The sequence below is a fragment of the Pseudomonas maioricensis genome, from assembly GCF_022790535.1.
Lineage (GTDB): Bacteria > Pseudomonadota > Gammaproteobacteria > Pseudomonadales > Pseudomonadaceae > Aquipseudomonas > Aquipseudomonas maioricensis.
Map to the genome: position 1 here is coordinate 19,370 of NZ_LOHG01000015.1, position 17,722 is coordinate 37,091.

15 protein-coding genes are annotated in these 17,722 nt (G+C 58.2%); 6 read left to right on the plus strand and 9 right to left on the minus strand.

Annotation, left to right across the window (positions count from 1 at the left end; genetic code table 11):
- Positions 1–53: 53 nt before the first annotated feature.
- Positions 54–788: an aspartate/glutamate racemase family protein gene (locus AUC61_RS20590; RefSeq protein ID WP_243247991.1), complete on the minus strand. Its 735-nt coding sequence runs from the start codon at positions 786–788 to the stop codon at positions 54–56.
- An 18-nt stretch (positions 789–806) separates the two neighbouring features.
- On the minus strand, positions 807–1,517 hold the full coding sequence (locus AUC61_RS20595) for a GntR family transcriptional regulator (protein ID WP_243247993.1): 711 nt from the start codon (positions 1,515–1,517) through the stop codon (positions 807–809).
- A gap of 301 nt (positions 1,518–1,818) precedes the next feature.
- Here AUC61_RS20595 and AUC61_RS20600 point away from each other — a divergent pair, with 301 nt between their 5' ends.
- Positions 1,819–3,255: an NCS1 family nucleobase:cation symporter-1 gene (locus AUC61_RS20600; RefSeq protein ID WP_243247994.1), complete on the plus strand. Its 1,437-nt coding sequence runs from the start codon at positions 1,819–1,821 to the stop codon at positions 3,253–3,255.
- Between the two features lie 160 nt (positions 3,256–3,415).
- Here AUC61_RS20600 and AUC61_RS20605 read toward each other — a convergent pair whose 3' ends face one another.
- A complete protein-coding gene (locus AUC61_RS20605) occupies positions 3,416–4,690 on the minus strand; it encodes a glucarate dehydratase family protein (protein ID WP_243247995.1) in 1,275 nt (424 codons plus the stop codon).
- Complete coding sequence (locus AUC61_RS20610) at positions 4,687–6,069, minus strand: MFS transporter (protein WP_243247996.1); 1,383 nt, start codon at positions 6,067–6,069, stop codon at positions 4,687–4,689. Before AUC61_RS20610 ends, AUC61_RS20605 begins: the two co-directional genes overlap by 4 nt.
- Before the next feature lie 107 nt (positions 6,070–6,176).
- Here AUC61_RS20610 and AUC61_RS20615 point away from each other — a divergent pair, with 107 nt between their 5' ends.
- Positions 6,177–7,076, plus strand: coding sequence for a LysR family transcriptional regulator (locus tag AUC61_RS20615; protein WP_243247997.1), 900 nt, complete (start codon positions 6,177–6,179; stop codon positions 7,074–7,076).
- Positions 7,077–7,185: 109 nt separating this feature from the next.
- Here AUC61_RS20615 and AUC61_RS20620 read toward each other — a convergent pair whose 3' ends face one another.
- A complete protein-coding gene (locus tag AUC61_RS20620) occupies positions 7,186–7,842 on the minus strand; it encodes an ATPase (protein ID WP_243247998.1) in 657 nt (218 codons plus the stop codon).
- A 218-nt stretch (positions 7,843–8,060) separates the two neighbouring features.
- Entirely contained in the window at positions 8,061–9,284 is a 1,224-nt protein-coding gene (locus tag AUC61_RS20625) for an MFS transporter (protein ID WP_243247999.1), read from the minus strand.
- A gap of 74 nt (positions 9,285–9,358) precedes the next feature.
- Between AUC61_RS20625 and AUC61_RS20630 the strand changes: the two genes are divergently transcribed.
- Entirely contained in the window at positions 9,359–10,042 is a 684-nt protein-coding gene (locus AUC61_RS20630) for an ArsR/SmtB family transcription factor (protein WP_243248000.1), read from the plus strand.
- Here AUC61_RS20630 and AUC61_RS20635 read toward each other — a convergent pair.
- Both AUC61_RS20635 and AUC61_RS20640 read right to left on the minus strand, forming a co-directional pair.
- The gene (locus AUC61_RS20635; protein WP_243248001.1) at positions 10,039–11,934 is read right to left on the minus strand and encodes a metallophosphoesterase family protein; all 1,896 of its coding nucleotides are present in this window, start codon (positions 11,932–11,934) and stop codon (positions 10,039–10,041) included. The two genes, AUC61_RS20630 and AUC61_RS20635, sit on opposite strands and share 4 nt — an antisense overlap.
- Positions 11,935–12,038: 104 nt before the next feature.
- On the minus strand, positions 12,039–12,911 hold the full coding sequence (locus AUC61_RS20640) for a LysR family transcriptional regulator (protein ID WP_243248002.1): 873 nt from the start codon (positions 12,909–12,911) through the stop codon (positions 12,039–12,041).
- 116 nt (positions 12,912–13,027) lie between these two features.
- On the opposite strand from AUC61_RS20640, the gene AUC61_RS20645 reads away from it, so the two are divergent.
- Positions 13,028–14,200 carry a mandelate racemase/muconate lactonizing enzyme family protein gene (locus tag AUC61_RS20645; protein WP_122663228.1) on the plus strand — a complete coding sequence of 391 codons (1,173 nt, stop codon included), beginning with the start codon at positions 13,028–13,030 and terminating at the stop codon, positions 14,198–14,200.
- Positions 14,201–14,345: 145 nt separating this feature from the next.
- Positions 14,346–15,665, plus strand: a complete 1,320-nt coding sequence (gene dctA / locus AUC61_RS20650) for a C4-dicarboxylate transporter DctA (RefSeq protein WP_243248003.1) — start codon at positions 14,346–14,348, stop codon at positions 15,663–15,665.
- Positions 15,666–15,815: 150 nt separating this feature from the next.
- Here the strand turns inward: dctA and AUC61_RS20655 are convergent, their stop codons facing one another.
- Complete coding sequence (locus tag AUC61_RS20655; protein WP_243248004.1) at positions 15,816–16,559, minus strand: SDR family oxidoreductase; 744 nt, start codon at positions 16,557–16,559, stop codon at positions 15,816–15,818.
- Between the two features lie 199 nt (positions 16,560–16,758).
- Between AUC61_RS20655 and AUC61_RS20660 the strand changes: the two genes are divergently transcribed.
- Positions 16,759–17,676, plus strand: a complete 918-nt coding sequence (locus AUC61_RS20660) for a LysR family transcriptional regulator (protein ID WP_243248005.1) — start codon at positions 16,759–16,761, stop codon at positions 17,674–17,676.
- The last annotated feature ends 46 nt before the right edge of the window (positions 17,677–17,722 follow it).

Below are 17,722 nucleotides of genomic sequence, written 5' to 3' on the forward strand. Positions count from 1 at the left end.
AGAAAATGCATTTCTATCCAGTCATTTGTATTTTTTGATGAGCGCTGGCTTGGTTATCGACCGAAATGCGCAAAGCGCCCAGTAAAGCGCTTGGCCAACGGAAAGGCCAGGTCCCCGTGTTTGCTGGTAGCGAGCCCAAGTTCACCCAATGCCTCGGCAAGTTTGACGGCGGCGGCGACGCCGTCTACCACCGGCAAGCCCGTCATTTCGCTGACCAGCCCCGGCAAGTCTGCCATCCCGCCGCAACCGAGAATGATCGCGCCCGCACCTTCGTTGTCGCGCGCGTATATCGCCTGTTCGGCAATGCGTTCAGCCAGGGCGTGCTCACCCATGCTTTCCAGTTCCAGCACAGGCACATCAACGCAGCGTACCGAGGTGCAATGCTCGGTCATGCCGTAGTTGCGAAGTAGATGCTCAGCAATGATTCGCGTGCGGGTCAGGGTGGTGACCACCGCAAACCGCGTGCAGATCAGGCTGGCGACATGAAAGGCCGCTTCGGCAATGCCAATGACCGGGCCGCGCGCCAGTTCGCGCGCAGCCAGTAAGCCCGGATCGCCGAAGCAGGCAATGATGTGTGCGTCGTAACCCGCTTCGACGCCCTTGCGAACTTCTTCCAGCACGCCGACGGCGGCAATGGCCTCGTCGAAATGGCCTTCGATGGATTCGGGGCCGGCGTCCGGGCAGCAGGCGATGACTTCAGTGTCGGCCCGTGCCACCGCGCGGGCAGCCCGGCCGATGCTCGCCGTCATGCTCAGGCTGGTATTGGGGTTGATGACCTGGATTTTCATTTCGACTCGACTCGCGGATCAACGCTTGAAAATGGTTTTGAAGTCCGGCTCGACCGGCGTCACCTGATCGACCTGCAAACTGGCGCGAATGCTTGCCAGATGCTTGCCCATCCATTGCGCAGCCAACGTACCTTTGCCTTCTTCGAGCAGCCCGAGCAGTTCCTCGTGGTCGCCACAGTCACAGCCGACACTGTGGCGCGAACCGTAAACCGCGATGATCAGCGACGAACGCGTGGTCAGTTGGGCAACCTGTTCGGTCAGCACCTGATTGTCGGCCAGCGCGACCAATTGCACGTGAAAACGCGCAGACAGCTGAATGGCTTTGCTGTGCAAACCGTCGCGCTGAGCCTGATGTTCCTCATCGACCAGCGTGCGCAGTGTGTTCAGTTGCGCGGCGTCAATCTGTTCGGCCACGGCTGGCATCAGCGCAGGCTCTATCAATTGCCTGGCAGCAAACACATCCTGAGCTTCTTTAGCGGTGGGCTGCGCGACTTCCGCGCCGCGATTGGTGCGTAACGTCACCAGCCGCTCCAGTGCCAGCCGTTGCAGCACTTTGCGAATACCGGTCCGGCTGATGGCAAACACTTCCGCCAAGGCATCTTCGGGCAAGCGAGTGCCCGGCAATAGTCGGTGTTCGACGATGGCTTCCAGAATGTCCTGATAGATCTGTTCATCGCGGCTCAATGTGGAGTCGCTCATCGCAGGGGTGGCGAGGAAGAGAGGATTCATAAGGCCGCTTTAACCGGTGAATGTGTGGCTGATCGTATACAAAGTCTGGTCGGTTTGCCATCACCGCTTATGGCCGTAGTTACGCCGATTGTATGCACTGACACTGCGCATTTATGCACTTTAATTGAGCATTTAAAGATAGGGCGGCTCTGCGGCTAAGATGCCCGGACACTTCTAGCGCCTGCGTTTTGGGCGCATTCGCCGTGTTTGGCATGCATCATGCCTTTCAGATCGTATACAAATAACGCCAGCCTCCGTATGCAGTCTCCGGAGCGGCATCGATCAAAGGAGTGTGCGTGCGATGAATCCAGAAATTCCAAAGGGCTACAGCCCTCGCTTGTACAACGAAGATCTCGGCCCGGTTAAGCAGAAATGGACCTGGTACAACATCTTCGCGTTCTGGATGAGCGACGTGCACAGCGTTGGCGGTTATGTCTTCGCCGCGAGCCTGTTCGCGTTGGGGCTCGCCAGTTGGCAAGTGTTGATCGCCTTGCTGGTCGGGATTTGCATCATTCAGGTCATCGCCAACCTGCTCGCCAAGCCGAGTCAGCAAGCCGCCGTGCCTTATCCGGTTATTTGCCGATTGGCGTTCGGTGTGTTCGGTGCAAACATTCCGGCGGTAATTCGCGGTTTGATCGCAGTTGCCTGGTATGGGGTGCAAACCTATCTGGCGTCCAGCGCACTGGTCATTGTCGTACTGCGCTTCTTTCCGTCCATGGAAAGCCTCGCTCAGGTGCACTTCGCCGGGTTGTCTTATCTCGGCTGGATGGGCTTCCTCACCCTTTGGGTATTGCAGGCCATTGTGTTCTGGCGCGGTATGGATTCGATTCGTCGCTTCATCGACTGGGCGGGGCCGGTGGTCTACGCGGTCATGTTCCTGCTGGCTGGCTGGATCGTCTGGAAAGCAGGCTGGAGCAACATCAGTTTCACCCTGTCGGAAAAATCCCTGAGCGGCTGGGAAGCATTCGGTCAGGTGGTCATGGCAACGGCTCTGGTGGTGTCGTACTTCTCCGGGCCTACGTTGAATTTTGGCGATTTCAGTCGTTATTGCCGGAGCATGGCTGACGTTAAACGCGGAAACTTCTGGGGCTTGCCAGTGAATTTTCTGGCGTTCTCGCTGGTGACGGTGGTGATCGTGTCCGGGACCTTGCCGGTCTTCGGCGAAATGATTCATGACCCTATCGCCACCGTGGCACGCATCGACAACACCGTTGCGGTGTTGCTGGGCGCGTTTGCCTTTGTGACCGCCACCATTGGCATCAACATCGTGGCCAACTTCGTGTCCCCGGCCTTCGATTTCGCCAACTGCGCCCCGAGCAAAATCAGCTGGCGTGCGGGCGGCATGATCGCGGCAGTGGCGTCCATCTTTATCACGCCGTGGAACCTGTTCAACAATCCGGAAGTGATTCACTACACCCTGGACGTGCTGGCGGCCTTTATCGGCCCGCTGTTCGGCATCCTGCTGGTGGATTTCTACTTGATCAAAAAGCAGTACATCGATGTGGATGCACTGTTCGACGACACCCCGGCTGGCCGCTACTGGTACACCAACGGCTTCAACCCGGTGGCGATCAAAGCGTTGCTGGCTGCCACGCTGATTGGTTTGTTGTTTACCTTCGTGCCCTGGTTCAAGCCCATCGCCAACTTTGCATGGTTCACCGGCTGCTTCCTGGGTGGCGCGTTCTATCTGGTGCTGGCACGTCGGGATGTGAGAATGGCTGCGCCCGCATTGGCGTGATCCGCTGATTTTGTAGGAGCTGCCGAAGGCTGCGATTTGCGGTGTGTCAGATGTACCGATTCGCAGCCTTCGGCAGCTCCTACATAAATCGCTGGCTGTAAAAAAAGCCCGGCACAGGGGGAGTGTCGGGCCAAAGGTATGTCTGGTGAGCCAGGGCAGATCAGAACCGCGGCTTAACCGCCTTCCAGTCGGGTTTGTAACGTTGCATCTGTTTCACGTCATCGCGCTGGCGGATGCCGCAGGTCAAATATTGATCGTGCAGCTTGCCCAGTTGATCCCGATCCAGCTCCAGACCCAGCCCTGGCGCGCGAGTGATTTTCACGCAGCCGTCGACAATCGGCAGCTTGCCGCCCTTGATCACTTCCTCATCCGGTTCCTGCCATGGGTAGTGGGTATCGCAGGCGTAATCCAGATTCGGCACTGACGCGGCGACATGCGCCATCGCCATCAGGCTGATGCCCAGGTGCGAGTTGGAGTGCATCGAGACGCCGAGCCCGAAGGTGTCGCACATCTTGGCCAGTGCTTGAGTGTCGCGAAGGCCGCCCCAGTAATGGTGGTCGGCGAGCACAATCTGCACGCTGTTGAGCGCGACGCTGCGGCGGAACTCATCAAAATCCGTCACCACCATGTTGGTCGCCAGCGGCAAGCCGGTGCGTTTGTGCAGCTCGGACATGCCCTCAAGACCTGGCGTCGGATCCTCGTAATACTGCAGGTCATCGCCTAGCAATTCGGCCATGCGAATCGAGGTTTCCAGCGACCAGTTGCCATTGGGGTCGATACGCAGCGGGTAACCGGGAAAGGCTTTTTTCAGCGCCTTGATACAGGACACTTCATGCTCCGGGGGGAGCGTCCCGGCCTTCAGCTTGATGCTCTTGAAACCGTATTCTTCGATCATTCGCCGGGCTTGGGCGACGATCTGTTCTTCATTCAGCGCCTCGCCCCAATTGTCCGGCTTGTAAGGCGAATCCGCATGCTGGGCGTACTTGAAGAACAGGTAGGCGCTGAACGGAATCTCATCGCGAATCGCGCCGCCAAGCAGGTCCACCAGTGGAACGTTCAGGTAGTGGGCCTGCAAATCCAGGAACGCAACTTCGAAAGCCGAATAAGCATTGCTCACCGCTTTGCTGGCATGGGAACCGGGGGCCAGTTCCGCACCCGCTATGCTCGCCGGTTTGTTGGCTGCTACGGTTGCTTGCACGATGGCCCGCAACTGGTTGAGGTTGAATGGATCCAGGCCAATCAACTGACTCTGCAATTGTTGCTGGATCGCCAGCGCCGGGGCGTCGCCGTAGCTTTCGCCCAGGCCGATGTAGCCGTTATCGCTTTCAACCTCGATGATCGAGCGCAGCGCGAACGGCTCGTGAATGCCGCTGGCGTTGAGCAGGGGCGGATCACGAAAGGCAATGGGGGTGACGGTTACACGTTTGATTTTCAAGAGGCTGCTCCCGATGTCAGGGCTTGAGGCTTATCCATGTTTTTTTTCGCGTCGTCAGGCTTGCCGCCCAGCACGCCTGGTGTGTCGCCACGAGGCTTGGTGCGGGCGAAGAAGATCACCACTGCGGCTACGAGTGAGGTAATCGCCAGGCCATACAAACCGCCTTCGATGGAACCGGTGGTTTGTTCAAGGAAGCCAAACGCGGTGGGCGCAACGAAGCCGCCGAGGTTGCCGATGGAATTGATCAGGGCGATGACTGCTGCGGCGATTCGCGCGTCCAGATAGCCTTGCGGGATCGGCCAGAACAGCGCCGAAGCCGCTTTGAAACCAATCGCCGCGAAGCAGATGGCGACGAACGCGAAGACCGGGCCACCGGTGGTGGACATGAACATGCCGAACGAGGCGATCACCAATGTCACCGCAACCCAGGCCTGCTGGTATTTCCATTTGCCTGCCATGGCCGCAAAACCGTACATGGCGATGATCGAAATAATCCACGGGATCGAGTTGAACAGGCCCACCTGGAAATCACCCAGATTACCCATCTTCTTGATCATGCTCGGCAGCCAGAAAGTGGCGCCGTAGATGGTCAAGGCGATGGAGAAATAGATGAAGCAGAACAGCGCGATCTGTTTGTCGGCCAGCAGTTTGAACATCGATGGCTTGATGGTTTGCGAGGCCTCGCGTTCGCGCTGCTCTTGGGCAATGGCGCCGATCAGCGCAGCCTTTTCTTCATCGCTCAGCCACTTGGCTTCGCTGGGATGCGATTGCAGCCAGAACCAGACGAATGCGCAGAGCACCACCGAAGCAAAGCCTTCGATCAGAAACATCCACTGCCAGCCATGCAGGCCCATGCCGCTGATGTGCAACAGCGCTCCCGATACCGGGCCAGAGATCACCGAAGCGATGGCGGAGCCACTCAGGAAAATAGCCATGGCCTTGCCGCGGTCTGCGCCGGGCAACCACTGGGTGAAGTAATAAATGATGCCGGGGAAGAAGCCGGCTTCGGCTGCACCGAGAATGAACCGCAGCACGTAGAAGCTGGTTTCACCCTGGACGAAGGCCATGGCCATTGCCGCCAGACCCCAGGTGAACATGATCCGCGTCAGCCAGGCGCGAGCGCCATAGCGTTGCAGCAGCATGTTGGAAGGGACTTCGAAAATCGCGTAGCCGACAAAGAACAGCCCGGCACCCAGGCCGTACGCTGCTGCGCCAATACCGAGGTCGGTTTCCAGATGGCTACGCACGAAGCCGATGTTCACCCGGTCAATGTAATTGACGATGAACATGATGACGAACAGGGGCAGGACGTGGCGCTTGACCTTGGCGGCTGCCCGGGCAAGCGCTGAGGCGTCCGTCGGACTTTGGACTGTGTTCACTGAGGCGACTCCCGATCATTATTTTTTTGGGGACGAGCCGATCATGGACGCAGTCTTTGTTCCGGTCTAATCTAGATTGGCACTTGATTGATACCTGGAATGAATCAATGTTTGAGCTTGCTCAGCTTCGCTGTTTCACCACTGTCGCCACCGAACTTAACTTTCGTCGTGCCGCTGAACGCCTGAACATGACCCAGCCACCCTTGAGTCGACAGATTCAATTGCTGGAGCATCATCTTGGCGTAGCGTTGTTTACGCGCAGTACTCGCAGCGTGGCGTTGACGGCGGCGGGGCGGGCGTTTTTCGTGGAGGCGCAGAACCTGTTGGAGCGCGCCCAGCAAGCTGCTGCAGCGGCCAAGCGTTTTGCCGACGGTGATATCGGCTCGGTAACCATCAGCTTTGTCGGCAGTGCGGTCTATGAGTTTCTGCCCAAGGTGATTGCCGAGGCACGACTCAAACAGCCGCAGGTAAAGATTTCGTTGGAAGAAATGAACACCTACCAGCAGCACGAAGCCATGCGGGCGCGGCGCATCGACCTGGGGATTGTTCGTTCACCGTTGCTACAGCCGGGATTTGCCACCGAGTGCCTGGTACGTGAGCCGTTTGTGTTGGCGGTGCCCAGCACGCATAGGCTGGCCACTGCTGAAACAGTGTCAGTGTCCGATCTGGATGCCGAGCCATTCCTGATGTATTCCCACGCGGCTTACCCACCGTTCAACGAATTGCTGACCGGCATGTTCCGCTCTGCGCGGGTGGCGCCGCAGTACGTGCAATGGCTGGGTTCGTCGCTGACTATTCTGGCGCTGGTCAACGCAGGCATGGGCCTGGCGCTGGTGCCGCGCTGTGCGGCGAGCGTGGTGTTCAAAGGCGTGACGTTTCGCGACATCGATCTGGGCGAGGGCGTGCAAAGCGAACTGCACCTGATCTGGCGCTCGGACAACGACAATCCGGCGTTTACGATGTTGCTGGATGCAATTCGGGGTGCGGCGGCCGTGTCGCTGCAATGAGGTAGAGACATTGTCACTGTAGGAGCTGCCCAAGGCTGCGATTTCAATCTATCAGACGAAACGCTTCGCAGCCTTCGGCAGCTCCTACAGAGGTCGTAGTGTTTTTAACTCAGTTAACAGCAACCTGCCCCGAAATCACCAGCGCCTTCAGCGAAGCATCGAACTGTTTCAACGCATTCACTTGCAGGACACGCTGCTGATCAATCTGCGCAGCGATTTCAGCGGCGGCTTTGTCATGCACCCACACCGACGTCATTTCCTTGCCGCCATAGCCTTCGGCTTTGCCAATGTATTGCAGATTGGTGTCGTAAAACTTCGCCACAAACCGCGCCTCGACCTGAGTATTACGCTGGGTCACCAGACGGTTGTAAGTGTCGAGCATCACTACCACGTCAGGTCTGGCTTGCATCAGCGCATCAAGGTTGTCGTAGACAGTCACCGAGGCGAACTCTTTTTGCAGTGAGCCTTTCAGCCAGTCGATGGCCAGTTTCGGATCGGAGCTGTTAACGAAGGCTTCGCGAATACGCGAATCCAGATCTGCATTTTTTGCACCGCTCACGGCGACCGAATGGTACTGCTCAAGGTAGGCGAGGGTGCTGACGGTGTTTTCGCTATACAGCACACCAACCGATTGCGAGTGCTGCAGGCCGGTGCTGCTGTCGGCAACCGGTTGGAAGTGGCAGGTCGCTTGCTCGGCAGCGAAGGCGGGTGCAAAGACACCACCGGTCAATACGGCGACAAGCGTCAGCAGGGCAGAAATTCTCATCGCGTATTCCTCACAAGCGGTTTCGGTATGTGGCCATCCTCCTCCTTTGCCGAAAAAACCAGAACTTGCGAATTTTGATGGTGACTATCGATTGAACGAATGATCACGTTGAAAAAATACTCGGAGCCTGTAGGAGCTGCCGAAGGCTGCGATGGCGGACTGTCAGGAAAAATACTTCGCAGCCTTCGGCAGCTCCTACAGAGGGGGCGCAATCCCAATCAGGAATGTCGAACCTTGCCCGCCAGCAACGCCACTATCGCCAGCCCTTGAATCGCCGCCGCCAAGGTAAATATCAACACCCCGCTATTAGCTCCCTCGCTCAACGATTTCACGACCCCGAAAATCGCCGGAGCAAATGCATAGCAGCCTTGCGCGGTCGCAACGATCAGCGCCACCACGCGCTGAGTGTGCTGACGTGGGAATTCCGCTTGGGCAATCAGTGGCGGCAGCGAAGTCGCGTTGCCGATTCCTGCGCCAAACAGGACCACACCCAGCCAGACCAGCCCTGGAGCCTGGCCAACGCCGAGCATTACGATGCAGCCCAACAATTGAACGCCATAACTCAGGCACGCCACATTACGGCGGTTTGCGTGTGCGGGCATGAACCAGCCCACCAGTGTCCGGCCAGCAATGGCACTGGCCGTTGCCAAACCCATCGCCAAGCCTGCCTGTTGCTCAGACAAATGCTGAACCAGCACCAGAAACAAATGGGTAATCAATCCGATCTGCGCAAACAGGCCCAGCGACATGCCTGCTGCCAGGGTCAAAAATTGTCGATTGCGCCACAGCGAACTCGAGGGCGATATAGCCGGGCTTATTGCCTCGGCAGGTGCCTGGTCAGCACCGTCGGCGTATTGCCCCAAGTGTTCCGGGCGCAACGCGAAGAACTTGAACGCGAGCAAGGCAATAACGCTGATCGACACGCCTCCCACCCACAGAGCCGCCTGATCAAAGCCAAGCTGATTAATCAGGTAAACCCACGCCGATGAAAAAATCACTCCACCAATACTCGCGCCGTTGTAAGCCATGGCCAATGCGGCGGGGCGCTTGCTGACAAACCACGGTGCGATGGCCGCATTGACCGCTGCTGCGCCCATGGTCACCCATCCCAATCCGCTGAGCAGCGCCGCGATAAATAACTGATAAGGCTGATCCGCCATCGCCCAACCGTAGACGCCGAATGCCAGCACCGTCGCGCCGGACACGGTCACGCTAGCCAGACCAATGCGTTTGTAGAGACGAGGCAGATTGACGATCACCAGGGTGCCCGCGAGAAAGTGCAACGTCACTGCCGCTGAGCACAGTGACACCGACCAGTCAGTGCGCTGCAACACGGCATAGAGAAAAATCGGCGGCCCGTAGAAACCAATACCCCAGCCAAACACAGCCATTACAAACGTGGCAGCGACGACTTTGCTGCCAAAGAAACCCGGTTGCTTCATGACTCAATTCCTAAATGTGCGGTGAACCTCAGTATGATGAGCGCCTAAAACGATGCTTCAGGGATGGCTGAACTATGGATGTCGAATACGCAGAGGTTTCGCTCGCCGAAGTCGCTGGTGCCATTGCTGACCCGGCTCGCTCGCGCATGTTGTGCAGCCTGCTCGACGGTCGGGCGCGTACCGCCACCGAACTGGCTGCGGTAGCCGACGTGACAGCCTCCATGGCCAGCAATCATTTTTCGCGTCTGCGCGAGCACGGGCTGGTCGAACAACTCGTGCAGGGCCGGCATCGCTATTACCGATTGGCCAACAGCAGAGTGGCGCGAGCGCTGGAATCCTTGTTGTCCATCACGGGCCAACCCGCTACTCCTTTCAAGCCCAGTACGCCTGCAGCACTGCGTCATGCGCGAACCTGTTATGACCACTGCGCAGGTGAGGTCGCGGTCAGGCTTCATGACGTACTGCTGCAAGCCAACTGGATCGAGGCGCAGGGCAAGGATTACACCCTCACCGAAAAGGGCTTCGAGCGATTGTTAAAGCTGGGCGTCGATGTTGATGCCATGCGCGCTCAGCGCAGGCGACTGGCTTATCCGTGCATGGACTGGAGCGAGCGCTCCCCGCATATCGGCGGCGCGCTGGGCGCCGCCATTCTGGAACTGATGCTCAAGCGCGGTTGGGTTACCCGGCAGCTAGATTCCCGAGCCTTGAACGTCACGAGCAAGGGGCGTGACGCACTGACTAAAGCTTTCGTCAGTTAAGCCTTGCCATCTGGCTCGATGAACCGTGTGGGCTCACGCCCGTTGGCGTTGAGCTGGTAAATCTCGGTCGGCCGCCCCTTGGGATCGAAAAATACCTGGCCCACGCCCGCCGAATTCCACAGTCGTTCACCGGCTTTGCTGTGCTCGGGGATGCGCGGCACTACGCGCATCAGGCGCCGCTTGGTAAACCAGTTCAGTGGCGAACGAGGCGAATACAGCCAACGGTTAAGGCGGTCGAACCAGTCCAGCAGGCTTTGCGGGAATTCATTCTTCAAGCCGCTGCTGGTGACCTGCCAAATGTGCGGGTTAGCGGTTCGATGGCGAATCAGGATTTTGTAGACGAACGAGTAATGCACGTCGCCCGACAGAATCACGTAATTGCCCGGCGTGCGCGAGTGTCGAAAGATGTTCAGGATTACCTGCGCTGCGCCGCGATGTGCCATCCAGTTTTCGGCGTCGACCAGCAGCGGATGCCCGCACCAGCTGAAAACTTTCTGCACGGTTTCAATCAGCTTCACACCGAATACTGGCGCGGGTGAAACGATGATCGCTGAAGGATGATCCAGCAGTTCCTGTTGCAGCTCACTGAGCGCTTCCCAATCGAGCAGACCGGAAGGCTGATGCAGATTGAATTCACTGCGCCAGCGTCGGGTGCGGGTATCAAGCACCACCAGCGCGGGTGAAGTCGGTAGCACGTAGTGCCACTGCTGGAATTTCAGCAGCGTGCCGATCAGGCCGTCGAGCGTTTCGCTCTGCAGATAACCATCGGATGTTTGCCGGGTCAGCTGTTGAGTTTTTTCCAATAGATCAGGGAACGCATCCGGGTTGTTGCCCCAGCCCTGACACAGCAGATAAGCCAGCAGCGCGTTACCGATAATACGCTTCGAAAACGGGTGGCCGTAGGCGGTTTCTTCCCATTTTGCCGAGAGGTTCCAGTCGTCTGTCACGTCATGATCATCAAAGATCATCAGGCATGATAAGTGAGCGAATACCCGAGATACGCCGCCCAAACCGTCGACAAAAGCGTCGATTCTCCGCTGTTCCTGTTCATAGCGAGGTTGCTCGCCAGCCTCGAAAACCGGTGGTGTCGGGGCGATCAGCGTCCATGGCACTGGCGACCAGACCAACAAGTACATGGCGATCACTTCAGACAGCGTGACCAGATGGTTATCAGCCGTGCTGCTGGTGAAAATCGGCTTGCGTGCACCGCCGAAGAATCGCTCACGCAGCGTGTCGTTGCTCTTGAGTGCCGGTAACAGATCGGCACGGTTGTAGTAACTGGCCGGATGGTTGTAGAGCGCTGCGCTGTCGTCGACCACTGCGCCGTCCAGGTGCTCATGGAACAGCCCCAGCCGTTCGATCAGCGCATGAATGGCGCGCAGCATCGGCCCCGCCACGTCGTCGGCGTAGACCTGATCGCCGCTCATCATCAACAGCGCTGGGCGATGCTCTGCATCGGGATTGGCCGCCAGCAGCCGGTCTGCGCACAACAAACCTTCGTCCGCAGCGTGATGCGGTTTACGGCAGGAGCCGTGGAGCAGTTGTTCAATGGTGCTGCGCAGCACGAAATCCGGCAGTGTGCGGTCGGCGTACAGCAGATGCGGCGCCCATTCGGCAATGCCTTGCTGGCCGTCAATCAGCAGGTCGTAGGCAATGGCGACATCGCACGGCAGAGCATCATCCAGCGGCAGGTCGATCAAGTGAATGAAGGCACTGCGGCCTACTGCAACGACCTGACATTGCTGTTCATCGAGCGGGTAATCGCGGTCTGGCAGGCGCAGCGTCAACGTCAACGGCCGAGAACCCACCAGCCACATCACCAGACGTTGCGTTTCAAGGCGACGCAGCAGAGGACCGGCAAGAACAGCGGGAAGGGAATCAATTGAAGACATCCGGCACATGCACCCATGTAACAAAGAGCCGTCGATAGTACCTCATGTCACAAAATATTGAGGCTCCGAGACCTCCCACAGATAACATCTGGCGCCTGTGATCTCTACCCCAACCCACTCCAGAACGCCTCGGCGAAATCACTCAGCGGCGTGCGGGCGCGGAACAGGCGGATTTCCACGGGGATGTCCCAGGTTTCTTCCAAGGCCCGCACCAACCGGTTCTGGCTCATTTCTGACTCAGCCAACGTACGCGGCAACCACGCCATGCCTTTGCCTTCTTGCACCATCGACAGCAGCACCGCCGCCAAGTGGGAGCTGAACAGGGTTTGCAGGGGCTGCTCCGGCTGCGAGCGGTTAAGCCGCCAATTAATGATCCTGCCCAGCCCCGAATCAGCGGTGTAACCGAGGTAGTCCAGCGGATCATTCGACTCCGCGCTGCGCTGCCCTGGCGCGCACAGCGGCAACAACACATCGACGCCCACTGCTTTGCCCAGAAACTGCTCGCTGGCAAAACGAGGCGGCACGTCCGGGTGATGGTGGCACAGCAAAAATTGCACCTCGCCGTTCAACAGCATCTGTTCACAGGAGCGCATGTTGTCCGAATGCAGGCGCACGCCTTCGATGGGCGCTTCCCGTTCGATGCTTCTGATCCAGCCGGGGAAAAACGTGAACGACAGCGAATGAGTCGCTGCGAAATACAGCGTGCGCAGCTGTTTGCCTGCCAACTCACGGGCATCCAGACGCATTTGATGCAGGCGGCGTGTCATGTCCTGCGCGTTGCCGAGCATCTGCCTGCCCACGTCGGTCAGCGTTGCGCCATGGGTGGTGCGTTCAAACAACTCAACGCCCATCCAGTTCTCCAGCGATTTGATCCGGCGGCTGAACGCCGGTTGGGTGACATGGCGTGAGTCAGCCGCACGAGAGAAGTTTTCCAGTTCTGCCAGCGCAACAAAGTCTTCCAGCCAAGCGAGTTCCATGGGCAATGCCACCTGTGCATGAGGTGCTCGATTATAAGCATTGGCTGCGCCCGGGCTGCTAGCCCTAGAGTTCTCTGGCATCGGCAACAACCTAATAATCAGAGAGGACTCATCCCATGCGCATCGTGGACATTCGCGAGAAAACCGTTTCTATCGCATCGCCTATTGCCAACGCCTACATCGACTTTTCAAAAATGACCTGCTCGGTTGTTGCCGTCATCACGGACGTTATCCGTGACGGTAAGCCGGTCATCGGCTACGGCTTCAACTCCAATGGGCGTTACGGTCAGGGTGCGCTGATGCGGGACCGGTTTCTGGCGCGTATCGCCGAAGCGGACCCTGAAAGTCTGATCGACAAGGAACATAACAACCTTGATCCGTTCGCCATCTGGAAAACCCTGATGACCAACGAGAAGCCAGGCGGCCACGGCGAGCGTTCGGTGGCCGTCGGCACCATCGACATGGCGGTATGGGACGCGGTGGCCAAGATTGAAGGCAAGCCGCTCTATCGCCTGCTGGCTGATCGTTATCGTGATGGTGTCGCGGACGACAAGGTATGGGTCTACGCAGCGGGCGGTTATTACTATCCGGGCAAGGACCAGACCAAACTCAAGGCTGAAATGCAGAGTTATCTGGACCGCGGCTACGACGTCGTGAAGATGAAAATCGGTGCCGTACCGCTGGATGAAGACATCCGCCGAATCGAAGCCGTGCTGGAAGTCGTTGGCGATGGCCGCCGTCTGGCGGTCGACGCCAACGGTCGCTTCGACCTGAAAACCTCGATTGCTTATGCCGAGGCCATCAAACCTTACAACCTGTTCTGGTACGAAGAGGCCGGCGACCCGCTGGACTACGCGCTTCAGGCCGAACTGGCCAACCACTACGACTTGCCGATGGCCACCGGTGAAAACCTGTTCTCCCATCAGGATGCACGCAACTTGCTGCGCCACGGCGGCATGCGCCCTGATCGCGACTTTGTGCAGTTTGACTGCGCGCTGTCTTACGGGCTGGTGGAATACCTGCGCACCCTCGATGTGATGAAAGAACTCGGTTGGTCATCGCGCCGCGTCGTGCCCCATGGCGGCCACCAGATGTCGCTGAACATCGCCGCCGGCCTGCATCTGGGCGGCAACGAGTCCTATCCGGACGTGTTCCAGCCATTTGGCGGTTTCGCCGATGGCATCAAAGTCGAGAACAGCTATGTAGGCCTGCCGGACATCCCGGGTGTCGGTTTCGAAGCCAAGTCCGCGCTGTATGCCGTGATGCGCGAGCTGGGTGAGGGCGCTTGATAGTGAATTAACCCTTACCCCTGTAGGAGCTGCCGAAGGCTGCGAATCGCGGTGTGTCGGACACAACCGTTTCGCAGCCTTCGGCAGCTCCTACAGAGGCACGGATTGATGAAATTCCTCATACAACAACAAGATCGAGGTTCTCATGAGCAACACACCCACACGCTGGTACGGCCAGCTGTATGTCCAGGTGTTGATCGGCATCGTGATTGGCGGTGCCATCGGCTTCTTCCTTCCTGATATCGGTGCCAAACTGCAACCGCTTGCCGATGGCTTCATCAAGCTGATCAAAATGTTGCTGGCGCCGATCATTTTTGGCACGGTCGTAGTCGGCATTGCCAAGATGGGCAGCATCAAGGAAGTCGGCCGTATTGGCGGCAAGGCCCTGATCTACTTCGAGATACTTTCTACTCTGGCGCTGGTTATCGGGCTGGTGGTCGTCAATGTGCTCAAGCCAGGCGTCGGCATGAACATCGACGTCAACACCCTCAATGCCAGCGCAGTCAACGGTTACACCCAGGCCGCTGCGGCACAGGGCGGTGTGATCGAGTTCTTCATGGGCATCATTCCCACGACGCTGTTCGACGCGTTCGCCAAGGGCGCGATGCTGCAGGTCATCCTCGTCTCGGTATTGATGGGCGTTGCGCTGGTGCAACTGGGCGAAACCGGCAAGCCGCTGGTCAACGTCATCGACCTGCTGCTGCAAACCCTGTTTCGCATTGTCGCGATGGTCATGAAACTCGCTCCGCTGGGCGCGGGTGCAGGCATGGCCTTCACCATCGGCAAGTACGGCATTGGCACGCTGATGTCGTTGGGGCAATTGATCATCGCCCTGTACGTCACGACGCTGTTCTTCATCGTCGTGATATTGGGCAGCGTGGCACGCTGGTCAGGTTTACCGCTGTTGCAGTTCTTGCGCTACTTCAAGGATGAAATTCTGGTCACCCTCGGCACCTGCTCAACCGAAGCGGTACTGCCGCGAATGATGGTCAAGCTGGAAAAGCTTGGCTGCAAGAAATCCGTGGTCGGCATGGTGTTGCCAACTGGCTACACCTTCAACTCCGACGGCACCTGCATCTATCTGACTATGGCGGCGATCTTCGTGGCGCAGGCGACCAATACGCCGCTGACCTTGATGGATCAACTGGTGGTGCTGGGCGTGCTGTTGCTGACCTCGAAAGGTTCGGCGGGCGTTGCGGGTGCAGGCTTTGTCACCCTGGCAGCAACGCTGTCGGTGATTGGCGATATTCCGCTGGTAGGCCTGGTGTTGTTGCTGGGTGTCGACCGCTTCCTCAACGAAGCACGGGCAGTCACCAACCTGATTGGTAACGGCATCGGCACGATCGCGATTGCCAAATGGGATGGCTCGTTCGACCAGGCTCAGGCGGCGCGGGAAATCGCGGCGATGAAAGAGCAGAGTTCGCTGAGGAAGGGCGCTGGTAAAACGGTGAGTAAGCTTGTTTAGGCGCATTCAAACGAATTGAAATGCAATCCCCCTGTAGGAGTGAGCTTGCTCGCGATAGCGTCCTGTCATTCGACCGGCAACTGACAGGCAGAACGCTATCGCGAGCAAGCTCACTCCTACAGATTTTGTCGTGGCTCTACAATCGAGTAATCAAAAATCCTGAGTAGTCGGGCGCAGCACGATTTCGTTGATGTCCACGTCTGCCGGTTGCTCGATGGCGAAGGCAATGGCGCGGGCCACGGAGCTGGCAGGGATGGCCTGTATGTAGAACTCGCCCACCGCTTCAGAGCTGGCCTGGTGCGAACTGCCCAGTTTCAATTCCGAGTCCACTGCACCTGGCTCAATGGTGGTGGTGCGGATGCTGCCACCGACTTCATGACGAAGCCCTTCGGAAATTGCCCGCACGGCAAACTTGGTGCCGCTGTAAACAGTGCCGCCCGGGCTAAAGACCTTGATGCCCGCAACCGAAGCGATGTTGATGAAATGGCCGCTGTTCTGTTGCTGGAACACCGGCAGGGTTGCGGCGATACCGTAGAGCAGACCTTTGATGTTGATGTCGATCATGCGGTCCCATTCATCGGTCTTGCCTTCCGACATAGGCGCGATCGCCATGGCACCGGCGTTGTTGATCAACACGTCCACACGGCCAAAAGTATCCAGTGCGCCTTTGATCAACGCGTCCACATCTTCTTTACGGGTCACGTCAGTCTGGTAGGCAACGGCGTTTCCGCCTGCAGCCGTGATCTCGTTGACCAGCGTGTCCAGGTTCGCCTTGCGACGAGCGCCCAAGACAACCTTCGCCCCCAGACCGCCAAGATGACGTGCAGTGGCTTCGCCCAGACCGCTACTGGCACCGGTGATGACGACAACTTTACCTTCGATGTTATTGCTCATGTCTGAATACCTTTGAGTGGATGTCGAGATGGATAACCGCTTTCGAAATCAATTGTGATCGCCTTCTTCCTATCGATAAATGGAAGAGATAGGATTTAGGAATTCCAGAAATTGGAATATTCCGACGTCTTGTCTTTGTCATGCGGCGCCCCGTAGGACCGGCTTTAGCCGGGAGGGCGATGCGTATTCAGGAGTTGCCATGCTCAACCGCGTCGAAATGCTGAGAATCTTCTGCGCCGCCGCCGAATCAGACACCTTCCGTGAGGCTGCCAGTCGCCTGGGAACTTCGCCGCAGAGCGTGACCCGGGCTATCAAGGAACTGGAAAACACCCTCGGCGAAATGCTGTTCCACCGCAGCACTCGGCAAATTCACATCACCGCATTCGGCGAGGATCTGGCGCGACAGGCGCGGGACACCTTGAGCGGCTTCGATCAGTTGTTCACCCGTCACACCGGCATTGAAGAAGACGGCCTGGCCGGACGCGTGGGCATCACCGCGCCGCATGCCATCGGCCGGCTTTACCTGCTGGAATTCCTGAAACCCCTGATGAGCAAGCACCCTGAGCTGCGCATCGATTTGCGCTTCGATGATGAAATGACTGATGCCGTCGAGGCACAGGTCGATATCGGCATTCGGGTGGGCTATATGCGAGACCGGCGCTATATCGCGAGGGCGGCGGGCACTGTTCCGTTCCACGTAGTGGCCGCGCCGCAACTGGTGGCCTCAATGGGGCAGCCCTTGACCCTGGATGAACTCAAACAGCGCCCGTTGTCCGTGCTGATCGACCGCAAGACCGGCCGGCCGTGGCCTTGGGTATTCGCCGATGGGCAGACGTTCATGCCGCAGTCAGCAGCTTTTACCTGCGACGATCCCGAAGCCGAGCGGGAAATTGCTCTGGCGGGGCTGGCCTATGCGCAAATGCCCCGTTATCTGGCTGAGCCTTATCTGAAAGAGGGCAAGCTGGTGGAGGTGGTCGCGCAGATCGCACCGCCGCCGTGGGAGTTGTTCGTCTATCGTCCGCAGCGCGGACCTGTGGCGCCGCGTGTTCGCCTGGTGTACGACCATCTGCTGGCAAGCTTCTCCGACCCGCTGCGTTTCCCGCAGGGTACGAGTTAGCCACCGATCGAAATGCAATTGAACTCGCCCCTTGTAGGAGCTCACC

Excerpts from the sequence above, each read along its gene's own strand:
- AUC61_RS20645 (WP_122663228.1), top strand. The coding sequence starts at position 13,028 with ATGCGCATCGTGGACATTCGCGAGAAAACCGTTTCTATCGCATCGCCT.
- AUC61_RS20615 (WP_243247997.1), top strand. The coding sequence starts at position 6,177 with ATGTTTGAGCTTGCTCAGCTTCGCTGTTTCACCACTGTCGCCACCGAA.
- AUC61_RS20640 (WP_243248002.1), bottom strand. The coding sequence starts at position 12,911 with ATGGAACTCGCTTGGCTGGAAGACTTTGTTGCGCTGGCAGAACTGGAA.
- AUC61_RS20625 (WP_243247999.1), bottom strand. The coding sequence starts at position 9,284 with ATGAAGCAACCGGGTTTCTTTGGCAGCAAAGTCGTCGCTGCCACGTTT.
- dctA (WP_243248003.1), top strand. The coding sequence starts at position 14,346 with ATGAGCAACACACCCACACGCTGGTACGGCCAGCTGTATGTCCAGGTG.
- AUC61_RS20655 (WP_243248004.1), bottom strand. The coding sequence starts at position 16,559 with ATGAGCAATAACATCGAAGGTAAAGTTGTCGTCATCACCGGTGCCAGT.
- AUC61_RS20595 (WP_243247993.1), bottom strand. The coding sequence starts at position 1,517 with ATGAATCCTCTCTTCCTCGCCACCCCTGCGATGAGCGACTCCACATTG.
- AUC61_RS20620 (WP_243247998.1), bottom strand. The coding sequence starts at position 7,842 with ATGAGAATTTCTGCCCTGCTGACGCTTGTCGCCGTATTGACCGGTGGT.
- AUC61_RS20635 (WP_243248001.1), bottom strand. The coding sequence starts at position 11,934 with ATGTCTTCAATTGATTCCCTTCCCGCTGTTCTTGCCGGTCCTCTGCTG.
- AUC61_RS20590 (WP_243247991.1), bottom strand. The coding sequence starts at position 788 with ATGAAAATCCAGGTCATCAACCCCAATACCAGCCTGAGCATGACGGCG.
- AUC61_RS20660 (WP_243248005.1), top strand. The coding sequence starts at position 16,759 with ATGCTCAACCGCGTCGAAATGCTGAGAATCTTCTGCGCCGCCGCCGAA.
- AUC61_RS20630 (WP_243248000.1), top strand. The coding sequence starts at position 9,359 with ATGGATGTCGAATACGCAGAGGTTTCGCTCGCCGAAGTCGCTGGTGCC.
- AUC61_RS20600 (WP_243247994.1), top strand. The coding sequence starts at position 1,819 with ATGAATCCAGAAATTCCAAAGGGCTACAGCCCTCGCTTGTACAACGAA.